The sequence below is a fragment of the Microcoleus sp. POL10_C6 genome (assembly GCF_036701585.1).
In the GTDB taxonomy this organism is placed as follows: domain Bacteria; phylum Cyanobacteriota; class Cyanobacteriia; order Cyanobacteriales; family Microcoleaceae; genus Microcoleus.
This window is the reverse complement of record NZ_JAUBRB010000013.1, coordinates 114,074-125,370: the sequence shown is the minus strand read 5'-3', so window position 1 is coordinate 125,370 and position 11,297 is coordinate 114,074. Positions and strand designations below refer to the sequence as shown.

9 protein-coding genes are annotated in these 11,297 nt (G+C 43.9%); 2 read left to right on the top strand and 7 right to left on the bottom strand.

Annotation, left to right across the window (positions count from 1 at the left end; translation table 11 throughout):
* Positions 1-45: 45 nt before the first annotated feature.
* The 7 genes from QUA34_RS10040 to QUA34_RS10010 form a co-directional block, all read right to left on the bottom strand.
* Positions 46-1,455 (bottom strand): GNAT family N-acetyltransferase, encoded by a 1,410-nt coding sequence (locus QUA34_RS10040; RefSeq protein WP_333386140.1) that lies wholly within the window; start codon positions 1,453-1,455, stop codon positions 46-48.
* 142 nt (positions 1,456-1,597) lie between these two features.
* Entirely contained in the window at positions 1,598-1,918 is a 321-nt protein-coding gene (locus tag QUA34_RS10035; protein ID WP_333330332.1) for a TonB-dependent receptor, read from the bottom strand.
* 40 nt (positions 1,919-1,958) lie between these two features.
* The gene (locus QUA34_RS10030) at positions 1,959-2,204 is read right to left on the bottom strand and encodes a hypothetical protein (RefSeq protein ID WP_333330336.1); all 246 of its coding nucleotides are present in this window, start codon (positions 2,202-2,204) and stop codon (positions 1,959-1,961) included.
* A 318-nt stretch (positions 2,205-2,522) separates the two neighbouring features.
* The gene (locus QUA34_RS10025; protein ID WP_333082317.1) at positions 2,523-2,798 is read right to left on the bottom strand and encodes a hypothetical protein; all 276 of its coding nucleotides are present in this window, start codon (positions 2,796-2,798) and stop codon (positions 2,523-2,525) included.
* Between the two features lie 404 nt (positions 2,799-3,202).
* The gene (locus QUA34_RS10020) at positions 3,203-3,667 is read right to left on the bottom strand and encodes a HetP family heterocyst commitment protein (RefSeq protein WP_333386136.1); all 465 of its coding nucleotides are present in this window, start codon (positions 3,665-3,667) and stop codon (positions 3,203-3,205) included.
* Positions 3,668-3,744: 77 nt separating this feature from the next.
* Positions 3,745-5,553, bottom strand: coding sequence for an HlyD family efflux transporter periplasmic adaptor subunit (locus QUA34_RS10015; RefSeq protein WP_333386133.1), 1,809 nt, complete (start codon positions 5,551-5,553; stop codon positions 3,745-3,747).
* 283 nt (positions 5,554-5,836) lie between these two features.
* A complete protein-coding gene (locus QUA34_RS10010; protein ID WP_333386130.1) occupies positions 5,837-8,980 on the bottom strand; it encodes a peptidase domain-containing ABC transporter in 3,144 nt (1,047 codons plus the stop codon).
* Positions 8,981-9,730: 750 nt separating this feature from the next.
* Here QUA34_RS10010 and QUA34_RS10005 point away from each other — a divergent pair.
* Both QUA34_RS10005 and QUA34_RS10000 read left to right on the top strand, forming a co-directional pair.
* On the top strand, positions 9,731-9,910 hold the full coding sequence (locus tag QUA34_RS10005; RefSeq protein WP_333330345.1) for a hypothetical protein: 180 nt from the start codon (positions 9,731-9,733) through the stop codon (positions 9,908-9,910).
* Positions 9,911-10,117: 207 nt separating this feature from the next.
* Entirely contained in the window at positions 10,118-11,080 is a 963-nt protein-coding gene (locus QUA34_RS10000) for a hypothetical protein (protein WP_333386127.1), read from the top strand.
* Positions 11,081-11,297 lie beyond the last annotated feature (217 nt).

Here is an 11,297-nt window from a genome sequence, read left to right as displayed (position 1 = left end):
CAAGCTATAAAAGCGATGGTTAATCCAGATCTGCAAGAACCATCTTTAATTCCTCAAATTTAGACCTGAATCCTTACGAGCTAGGATTTGATGATAGGCTTCTATCGCGTCGGATAACCGATCTTGAGTTTGATATAAATTCCCCAAACCAAATAAAGCCTTGATAGAATTTGGCTGCACCTGAAGCAGCTTTTTCAGTAAATTTTCTGCCGTTTGGTAATCGCCTTTTTGCCTCATCAACACCCCCAGTCCATAGAGTGCTTCTGGGTGATTTGATTGAGCTTCCAGAATCTGATGGTATCCCTGTTCAGCTTTGGTGAGTCGGTTCGATCGATGATCGCGAACAGCGAGCTGAAATGCTAAAGGAAGAAGATCTCTAACATCCTCTTGTTTATTCTGGCCATTCTTGTCTTTGACTACGATATGCTGAATCTGCCGATCTTTAGCTCCAAAAGAATACTTATATTCCTCATTGCCCCTTAAAAAGTCGTACACTTTAAAGCCGTTTTGAATCGCGTATCGAATTGCATCAGCATGGAGGATAAGCCCAGGTGGAGGATTTTTAAAGGTTTGATCGCGACCTGTAATCACAAATAGCATGGATTTTTGCTGAAAATCCACAAAGTTGGCGATCGCCCCTAAAGGTCTGTCTCCTTTCCACATAACCGAAAGATACAGGCAGTTATGTTCAAAACAATGACGTAAAATCAGGCGATAGTAATCCATGATTAGCTCTAAGGTATCCCCTTTTTGCTTTTTCCATCTGGACTCCCAGAACTTCAGTAGTATCTCAATATGAGATTCCAAATTGTCTGCGTTAATGTGGGTGATATAAAACTCATCAGATTTGTCAACTTTCCTTAAAAAGCGTCTGATTTTTTGACGAGTATTGACACCGACGTAGTTTTGTAGATATTGCTCCCAGTCATCTGGTAATGAAACATAAGGAGCAAGATAAATATCGGGTTCTTCTTCATTCACACTTTGAATGCGGAGTTGACTGAGTTCAAAACTATCTGCAGAAAAATTCCTCAACAATAGAGACATCCGGGTATCTGTTTCTAGAATACTTTTTACATTGAAACTAGACCATACTAACTTTTGCTGGATGTAAGCAGCAAAAGCAGGAATTACCTCTTCTTCATAACCAGGCAGGCACATAAGTCCTGTGTAATCTGCTATGCTATTTCCTGCCATGCAGATTTCCGTTTCAAAGCCGGCTACATCCTGGTGGGCTAATAAAGTTTTTAGAGGGAAAAAAGCAACATAGGATGAATCTTTGGTATCTGGTTTTGCAGCTAATATGAACCACGGCTCATGCACCATCTGCAACCATCTAGATAACCAAATCCAGGACAAGAAGAACTGAGCCTGATGATCTGCGGCGTATACAGAATCCCAATTTTCTCGGATTTTATTAAATGTTTCAAAATTATCAATTTTCTCAATCTGCATATGACTTTTCCCTCACCAATTATACTCCCCATATTTGTCGATTAAGACTAGAGCCTCTTAATCCTCCTGAGAGGATCTCTAACAAGTATCTTGTGCAACATCAAAATTGCAGTATTGATCATCTTCCTATCGGGTGAGACTATTAACGCCCAAAAAATGAAATAGAAGTACTGCGAATTGTAGATGAAGCACTTTGGTTTCCAGTCCTTGCATAGGCTGTGGCTGTTGCATTGGCTCTACTATACTCAAGACTACCCAAGTCTTTAACCGTTGTGTTGGTTAGAGTATTTGTATAAGTTTGATTACCACTGGCAAATCCACCTGCAACAGCGATCGCATATCCAGGCTCTGCTGTTGTTGTGGCGAATGTATCACCGTAAACATTGCCACCACCTACTATAACTGTGCTTTCGTTAATGGGTTCTAAATAACTTAAGTCAGAGATAATTAAGCAATATTTCATGGCAGTATCACGAAAACTTTTTAGCAGACAAAATTCATTATTAAATTGAATATCTATTACAGTAACTAGATGTTGATGAAGTGCTGCTAAAACTAGATGAAGAAGAACTACTAGAACTCGATTTGGCGTAACTGCTGCAGCTAGTAGCAGATGAAACCTTTACAGACACGCTTTGACTAATTTCACCTCGATCATCGCCAGATGCTTCGACTACGCTTTTCGCCTCAGCAATAACTTTACCATCGGGTGAGACTATGCGTTTGACAACAACTTTATAGTCAGTCATGAGTTTAACACCGGTTTTTGTTGATTAGAAAATTGGAAAAATCCTAAATTTGTAAGTTGTAGATGGTAATTGCCTACGGCTTCATTTGAAACAAGATTGGGTCAGTTAATTACTAGCCTAAAAGCAAATCAATCAACTACTTAAATCATCTAAGTAAGGCGGTCAGAATCAACCCCACTATGTAAGAAAACCTCAACTCTCTGGATTAAGTTATTAGTAGGGCTTGAGCTCTGAAGCCCTACTATCAAATAGTTGAAATCGTTTCTGCCCACCTACTTATTCCAATTGCCAAGTGACTTGATGAATTGGAGTTATATGCTAGCTAGCAGCCGAAAATCCAGTGGAGGCAGAATACTTACCTTCTACAACAGTAGTAAAGATTTGGGTGGAGGTATTTTTCCCAAAAGCTTCAGATTGAGCTGTCGCTAGATTGCCCTTAATGTCAACATATTGCGTGTAAATCTTGTCCACGTCAAAGCGTTCCTTAACATTGAGTTCGGCATAAATATCGGAGTCGAGGTTGCCGAAAAAGATACCACCAACAACAGCAGAAGTTTCAGCACTTTCCAAGTAGTTCAGATCGGAAATAATCATGGCTTTTATCCTTTTTGCTTGTGAGTTGTTTGCTAGAAGCAACCTTTGGTTGTTCTGTATTTAATATAGCTAGGCTAATCAGACCTGTGTTGCCATTTTGGCAGATTAATTTTGACAGGGACTGAAGACGAAAAAGGTAGGCTACTCAATCAACTGGATTAGGGCGGGTATTGCCGAAACAGTGTGCTAACTGTATTAATATCTATCGCAAAGCAGTATAAATCCACAATAGCTAAAATCGGGTTTCTGAGTATAAAGTAATTAATTTGGCTAAGGTTGCCATTTTGGCAGATTTATCGAAAGCGCCGATGTTAGATACTGAAAAACCCGATCGCCTGCGGTGAGTCAACCAAAAAATTGGTACACCCAACGCCCGCAACCGGGTTGTCGATCGATCGACTAATTTACTTGCCCGCCCAATTAAACCACTGCCTCTTAAATCGAGCAAAAAATTCTTGATTGTGAACATCAACCGTCGGCGCCAAGATATTTTGCCCTTCAGCATTGACTTCAGGTACAACACCTACAGTATCTGGATACAACTCGCTAAAAGCGGGAGTTACAGAACCCCCTCGAACTCCGGCTCGTTGTTCCCTCACCACCTCCAGATGATCTAAATCAGCAATTTTGCCCAATGCAGACTTAGTTTCCGATTTACTCGACTTGCTGATTTGACTGTTTTCCTTAAGCAAGCGGTTGGAAGTACGGTAAGGGATATAGTCGAGGGGGTTGTAACCCGTGCACCGCAAAAGTAAAAAACAAGCCCAAGAATACTTTCCTGCCAGGATGGCTGAAATTATCTCATCCAATTGTTCTGGTTTGATTCCAACTTGGGAATGATTGGCAGAATTGTGGAATTGGGAATTCATTATTTTATCCTGTTTTTTGTAAAGTGCAAATCTGTTAACTGTTGGCTGTTGGCTGTTGGCTGTTGCCTGACTAATTTCTACAAACTCATGCCGCCTTTTTGTAGTTGCTTGAGAGGGTCAAGCAAAATGTCGGCTATGCTGCGCTGGCGGATGACAATTTCCGCAGTAGCTGTTTGGCCAGCTTTGAGTTTCCAGGTTTGATTTTTGGCTTTCACTGAGTCTCGATCGATACTCACTTCCACCCGGTAAACAACACCCAATCGCTCGTCTGTTTTGGCATCCGGCGAAATAGATAAAACTTTTCCCGGAATCACGCCGTAATTTTGATAGGGAAAAGCATCGAATTTGACTTGCACCGGCATTCCGGTTTTGACAAATCCCGCTTCTCGGTTCGGCAAATTCACTTCCAGCACCAGAGGAGCCTGATTCGGAGTCATTTCTGCAATAGTTTGACCCGGTTGAACTACTTCGCCAGTGTTGTGAATGTTGAGTGCGGAAATGACTCCGCTGACGGGTGCGTAGAGAAATCTTTGTTTGAGCTTATTTTTTGCTTGATCGAGCAGGGTTTGGGTTTCGGCAATTTTGGATTTGACTTGATTTAATTGCATTTCCAACTGCTGAATTTTTTGCTCTTTTTCTAACTGCGTTTGGCGCGCTGCGGCTTGTTTGCTGGCGGCTTCGGCTTGCAGTCGATCGACTTCTGCCAGTTGTTGGGCTAATTCACCTTGGGCTTTAGAAATGGCGCTTGTTTGATCGCGCAAATTTTGCTCGACTTCAAACAGCCTTTCCTTAACCCCAGTTGCATCAGACAGTTGACTCCTGATGGCAGCACTTTGCCTGTCGCGAACGGTTTGCTCGACTTCAAAGGCGCGATCGTCAGCCTGAGTAGTCTCCCCCAACTGGCTTCTAATAACGGCATTTTCACTTTCTCGCAGAGCTTCCTCTGCTTGAAACAATACGTCTTTTGACAGCGCTCCTTCATCTACCAAAGGTTTGAGACGCGCGATCCGCTCTTTGTGAGCAGCCACTTTTGCTTGCAATTGCCCCAGCAATTCTTGAGTCTTGCGTTGCAATGGTTTCACCTGATCGCGCCGCCCTTGCTGGGAGTTAATATCTGTTTTCAGTTGCGAGAGCAAGTCTTGCACATTCTTTTCCAGAGGTTTGAGCTGTTGTTGCCGGGCTTGCTGAGACACTACATCTGCTTGCAATTGCTCGATTTGAGACTGCGTGGTGGCCGCTGAAGCGCGAGCACGGGCGATCGCAGCTTCAGCCCCCCGCTGGTCTGCAGCAGCAATAGCTTGGCTCGCTTCAACTTCCAGTCGAGTTCTCTCGATCGAACTCATCTCTTGCATCAATTGAATCCGATAAGCCTCCAGAATTTTCTCAAGACGCTCCACCTCGCTCTGGGCATTCGCCGGGTCTAATTCGGCCAATAATTGTCCAGCTTTGATTTTTTGACCTTCTTTGATAGGGAGGTTAATAATTTTTCCCGTCTCCGTCGGGTGAATTTTGTAAATAGCGCCTTTGGGAACTAATTTGCCCTGAGCATGACCAACCTCGTCAATTTTTCCCAGAGTAGCCCACGCTCCAAAAGCTACAGAAAAAACCATTCCTCCTAATATCAAGCGCTGGGGAAAAGATACTGGTGGCTGGTCGAGTACCGAGTGCAAAGAAGTAGACCAATTATTCGCATCAGGCTGCCGTAACTGTAATTTGGCAATATTGATACCGTCATGAGTTTGAGATGAGCGATTTTGAGATTCGACTACTTCTAAAGAGCGGTCTTTTTTTCGGGCTTCGTTTTCTTGCCTTGAAGCTACGCCCCCATAGACTTCACCTATTTCGTTAGGAGCGCACCCTAATTCTTTCTCATCTTGTGAAAACATTGTATTTCCTCCAAATTAGTCTGTTGACTGTTGGCAGTTGTTAGGAGCTATCAGTCAGGAGTCAGGAGTCAGGAGTAAGTGATATCATGTCCGGTCGAGCGATCGCGATTTTTGTAAGGCTCCCCTCACCAACAATACCTGCCAATAATTGACAATCTTAAAAACCCGCCCGACCGGGATCTTATGGTTAATCGCTCGAACCTGATATGAAAATTATCTTTAGCCTTGTGTTGCTAATGACTAATGACTAATGACCAATGACTAATGACTAATGACTAATGACTTAAATATCGAGTTGTTGCTGAGCCAGGTGATAGTAAAGTCCGCGTTCAGCCATCAATTCGTCGTGGTTGCCTTGTTCGGCTAAAATGCCTTTGTCTAGAACCAAAATTCGATCGGCATTACGCACCGTAGACAACCGATGAGCGATAATAAACGCAGTGCGATCGCGACTAATGCGGGCGAGATTTTGCTGAAACCTGCGCTCAGATTCGGTATCCAGCGAAGAAGTTGCTTCATCCAAAACCAAAATCCGGGGATCGCCCAGAAGAGCGCGGGCGATCGCAATTCGCTGCCGCTGGCCCCCAGACAAACTCGTTCCCCTTTCCCCCACAGGAGTTTGATAACCTAGTGGCATATCTTGAATAAAAGCGTGAGCTTCTGCTAGTTTCGCCACTTCTATCGCCTGTTCCAAGCTTGCAGAAGCAGCATTATTTCCGTTTTTATACAGCGTAATATTTTCCAAAATCGTTCCCGAAAACAAGAAACAATCTTGAGGAACAACACCCAACTGAACTCGCAGCGACTGCAAAGAAATGTGCCGAATATCGTGGCCGTCAATTGTCAGCCGCCCTTTTTCTGGATAATAGAAACCTTGCAGCAGCTTTACCAAAGTGCTCTTACCCGAACCGCTGCGGCCGACAATTGCCACAGTTTCTCCAGCTTGCACCTCAAAGGAAATATTTTGCAGCGTATTGCGTTCCTCGTCCTGAGCATAACGGAAAGAAACATTATCAAACTTGACGTTTCCCTGAATGCGAGGCAGCACCAGCATTGGCTTGTAAGGGCTTTCTTCCGGTTGGGCAGAGAATACATCATCCAAACGCTCGATCGAAACGAGCACTTCTTGAAACTCATCCCAAAGTCCCACTACAGACAACACAGGAGAAATCACGCTCCCAATCATCATATTAAAAGCTACAAATTGACCGATCGTCAACTCGTCTTGAATCACCAGCATTGCCCCGTACCACAGCAAAGCCGTGCTCCCCAAAGTATTAATCCCACCCCCAATAACCTGCAAAGAATTCGCCAACTTCTGCCCGCGAAATTTAGCATTAATCATGCAGGTTAATTGGTCTTCCCAGCGCCAGCGCATTTCTCGCTCAGCAGCAGTTGCCTTAATCGTCGCCACCCCAGTAATCATTTCCACCAAAGATGAATTTTGCTTAGCACTTTCTGTAAAAATCTCCCGCGAAATTTTCCGCAGAAACGGAGTTGCCACTAAAGTCAAAATCACGATCGGTGGAATCAAAGCCAGCACCAACAAAGCCAGACGCCAGTTATAGTAAACCATCAGTCCGATATAAACCACAGCCATCAAAGCATCCAACCAAGCGGTAATAGCTTGGCGAGTCAAAAACGCCTGAATTTTTTGATTTTCCTGAACCCGCGTCAAAATATCGCCCACCTGACGAGATTCAAAAAACTTGATTGGCAAACTGAGAGTGTGACTGATAAAGCCGCTAATTAAAGTCAGGTCAATCCGGTTCGACAAATAATCCAGCAAATACTGTCTCGTTGCACCCAACAGCGTTCGCCAAACACTAAACAGCAGCAGTCCGATCGCAAAAACGTGCAGAGTGACTATGCTTTTGCTGACAACCACTTGGTCGAGAATTACTTGGGTAAATAGGGGAGTAACTAAACCAAATATTTGGAGCAACAAGGAGAGGAGAAGAATTTGGGCGATCGCAGCGCGGTAGGGCCAGACTATGCCAACAAAATTTTTAAGTTTGATGCCTTGATGTTCGGCACCGTGATTGCGGTATAGTTCCGCTGTCGGGTCTAAAATTAGGGCGTACCCAGTCCAATTTTCGGTAAAAGTTTGAATGCTCATCCACCGCTTGCCGGCAGCCGGATCAGCCACTAAAACCTGTTGATTTTTAAAGCGGTAAACTGCCACGTAGTGATTGCCTTGCCAGTGAGCAATCCAGGGATTTTGATTTCGCAGCGGAGTTAAAGAAGCTCGCACGGGACGGGTTTGAAATCCCATCCTTTCCGCTGCTTTTGCCAGACTCTTGAGCGACGCCCCGCTGCGGCCTATTTCTGCCAATTCGCGCAAGTAATTTAGGCTGAATTTTTTACCCCAATATTCGCTAATCATTGCTAAGCAAGTAGCTCCACAATCTGCTGCGCTCTGTTGTTGAATGAATGGGTGTCTGCTGGTCAACCAGCGCCGATGCTTGGGTTTGGGAAAGCTGATGATTCCTGCTGCGGGTTTTTGCTGAGCAACTGCGGTTAATTTTGATGGCTCGGTTTTTGAGGTAGAGCTGGCATCTTGGGGCGGCGTTACTAAGCTTAAAATTGGAGGTTTGCGGATGATTTTAGGGCGGGAATTGCTTTCGGAACTAATTGTGGCTTTAGCAATTTCCCACTGTTCGCTGCTAACCTGGTAAATTAGCAAGTCTGTTACGGCTATCCAGTTGCTTTTTACGTCTGAATTTTCCCAGTTACTGCCGATTTTTGGCGGTGCTTGACCTTGAATTTGACCGCGGCGGAGCCAAAAATGATTTGTCGATTTTTGGCAGTGCTCAGCTAGGGAAACTCCGGCCGGAATTCGGCTTTCTTCTGTGTAAGGAAGTAAGTGCGGCCAAAGAATCTGTTGTTGGTGGGGAGCGAGCGATCGCAAATCTGTTTGTGTCTTGAAAAATATTAACCGCTGTCGCTCTTGAAATTCTTGCTGCAAGTGCTGTTGCAGTTGCGGGAATTCTTCTAAAATAAGCTGCATTGTGGTGGCCGCAATTCGACCGATTTGGCAAGTGCCAGCCGCAATTGCCCTGTAAGGCAGTCCGCTTTCAATAAATCGGTTATCTGTCCCAAATATTGCTCCGACTTCCAGTACCACCGCCGAAATTTCCTGCTGTTGAGACGCTTCTACCGCTAGCAGTCTGACTCTTCCCTCGCAAACTAAATAAAAATTGCGATCGCTCTGTTCTTTTTCAAGAAAATTGTTGCTATCTGATGTTTGATATTGAGTGATTTCATCTCCGAGCTGAAACTCGCAAATTTCACACGCTGTATTTAATTTCGCCACTAATGTCGGTTCTGCACCGACTTCCTCGAAAATTTTCTGAATAGCCGGGAAATTTTCCAAGGCTTCTGGGGTTTGAAAAATGTGATTTTTAACCCCTAATTTTTTTTTCATAACTCACCCTGTCAAAAATTTGAAACAAATTTTTTGAATGACAACTAACCCGGTTATGAGCAATTTTTATTGGTTTAGTTGCAATTTAGTTGGCTTAAAAACTGTTGGTCGATATGTCCGACTAACACCCCTTAGTTACGGCATCCCTTCAACGCCTTTAGGATATATAAAATTGCGTTTTTTCAGGATTGTGTGGTGATTACGTAAGTGTGGTTTTGGCTGGCTCTCAGTTTAACTTACAGAATCGTGATTTGGGCTACCTTTAAGGGCAATCTTTACCAAATCTTTATAAAGTTACCGTAATTATACGGAGATTTATGAAGATTATGTGAAGCTGGGGCAGGCAAATGTTGAGCCTGGCATACGTATATATACAGAGAAATTGACATTCAGGGTTCAAAAACCATCAATTTTTGACGATCGCTTCTGAAGTGCAGAGCTCGATCATTGTAAAGAAATATTGATGGCTCTTAGTTTGTAGCAGCAATTCAAGCAATGAATTCACCATCTAATCTCGGTATGTAACAAATTAAAGTAAAGTGGAAAATTCTGCTGTTGATAACGGCTTTCCATTTGGGGGTGACTTCTGTGAGGGCCCAAACCCATCACTATCGATACCCATCACTATCCGTCTACACCCCGATTAAAAGTATCGGTTTTTCTGCTTAACGAATTTTGTGCGATCGCACTCAGTGTATTTGTTCTCCAAAAGCATGGAATAGTGTAGAATCCAACAACCAACTACTGCAAATGTCAGGGTCTAATCCGCCAACATCTTCTGTGCGGCTGTCCCTGGAACAAGTTCTCAAACATTTTTTTGGCTATGACTCTTTGATCCCGCGGCAGCAGGAAATTGTCGAAGCTGCTTTACAAAAACGGGATATGATTGTCATGCTGACGGGCAGTGGCAATTCTTTGTATTTTCAATAGTAGAGACTATTGATGGGAGGAAGGCTACTCTTCGGCACATCTTAGCCGTATCATCTGTTGTTTAGTTCACCCTACTTCATGCCCCTTCACCTGAGTTCGGCTCAATCAAGGCAACTGCTAGTAATTGACCAGCCTGCAGGTTACTCATTGCGACTTCCCAAATGCCTTTTGCACAATAGCTGTAAAAGTTAGGAACAGGCAGAAACAATGAAAGCTACTGGTAAGGTGTATACAATTGATTTGGCTGGAAATCAGTATCAAAGCCCTCGCTACTTGCAAAGTCGGGCCAGGATTAACTCCCTCATCGACCATTATATGTCATTGGAAGTTTTGAGCGATCGACTTTCGGACCTACCCCAGCAATTTTCCAACCCGCATCCCCGCCCTTGGGAACCCATAGATTGGCAAGGAATCAATCGCGACCAAATTATTGGTGTCAAGCCAGAAATATTTTTACAAATTTTGGCAAGTGCGGCAGAAATTGAAGCCCCCATCCGCAGCTACGGTAGAGAAAGTTGGTGCTACTTACAGCATATTTACCCGCAAATGGCGCGGTTTATGGGAGGAATTTTTGATGACAACGGCAACATTTTAGAGATAGGTGTCTGGGAAAAAGAAGAACGCCAACATTGCCCGACATTTAAAAAAATTTACCAGCAACTTACAGCAGAAAAACTGCAAGTTAAACCCAACTCTGTGAATGGTTGTCAATCCACAGGTGACGCTTGGCAAGATACCTATAAACACGTGATTAGTCGGTTGAGTACCGAGTGGGGAGCTACTTCTGTTTATTTATGGTTGATGGTACACTCAACAGGAGCGTTGCAACAGGCAATTTCCCAGCCTTTACAGGATGAGATCAATCATTTGGCTAAGTTTTGGGGTTTCAGCCGCTGGGCATTCTCCCAGAGTTATTTCAATCAACTGAAAGGCTCAACCAAAAACCTGATTGCTTTGCTGAAACACCATCAGATTGAACGCACGCACGGTAACGATGTGTTTAATACTTCACTCAGTCTCAAACAACTTTCTTTGGTGTTGGAATTGACTTTTACATTCACGCGAGTGATGGTGCGTTTACGGCGCTGGAACCGCGAACTCAGTCGCAGTTATCTCAGACATTTGTTTGGCACTGCGCCGATGGTTGATGCACCACGCCGTGTTGCTTAAATCTGAGATATTGTAAGAGTTTCATGAACAGGCAGGATGCCTGTTCCACAAGAGTTAAATTATAGATAAATCATGCAAAGTACGATCGACCTTCCCGACAATCTTCCCCTGAATGAAGCCGATGTGAGGATAGAATTGGCGATCGAACTCGATCGGCACCACAGCTATCGCGACTGAAATATTGAAGTGCGATCGGGCATCATTTTCAAGTTTTATG

Bases quoted from the DNA above. Each gene is read 5' to 3' on its own strand.
- QUA34_RS10010 (WP_333386130.1), bottom strand. From the start codon at position 8,980: ATGAAAAAAAAATTAGGGGTTAAAAATCACATTTTTCAAACCCCAGAA.
- QUA34_RS10030 (WP_333330336.1), bottom strand. From the start codon at position 2,204: ATGACTGACTATAAAGTTGTTGTCAAACGCATAGTCTCACCCGATGGT.
- QUA34_RS10005 (WP_333330345.1), top strand. From the start codon at position 9,731: ATGTCAGGGTCTAATCCGCCAACATCTTCTGTGCGGCTGTCCCTGGAA.
- QUA34_RS10025 (WP_333082317.1), bottom strand. From the start codon at position 2,798: ATGATTATTTCCGATCTGAACTACTTGGAAAGTGCTGAAACTTCTGCT.
- QUA34_RS10040 (WP_333386140.1), bottom strand. From the start codon at position 1,455: ATGCAGATTGAGAAAATTGATAATTTTGAAACATTTAATAAAATCCGA.
- QUA34_RS10000 (WP_333386127.1), top strand. From the start codon at position 10,118: ATGAAAGCTACTGGTAAGGTGTATACAATTGATTTGGCTGGAAATCAG.
- QUA34_RS10035 (WP_333330332.1), bottom strand. From the start codon at position 1,918: ATGAAATATTGCTTAATTATCTCTGACTTAAGTTATTTAGAACCCATT.
- QUA34_RS10015 (WP_333386133.1), bottom strand. From the start codon at position 5,553: ATGTTTTCACAAGATGAGAAAGAATTAGGGTGCGCTCCTAACGAAATA.
- QUA34_RS10020 (WP_333386136.1), bottom strand. From the start codon at position 3,667: ATGAATTCCCAATTCCACAATTCTGCCAATCATTCCCAAGTTGGAATC.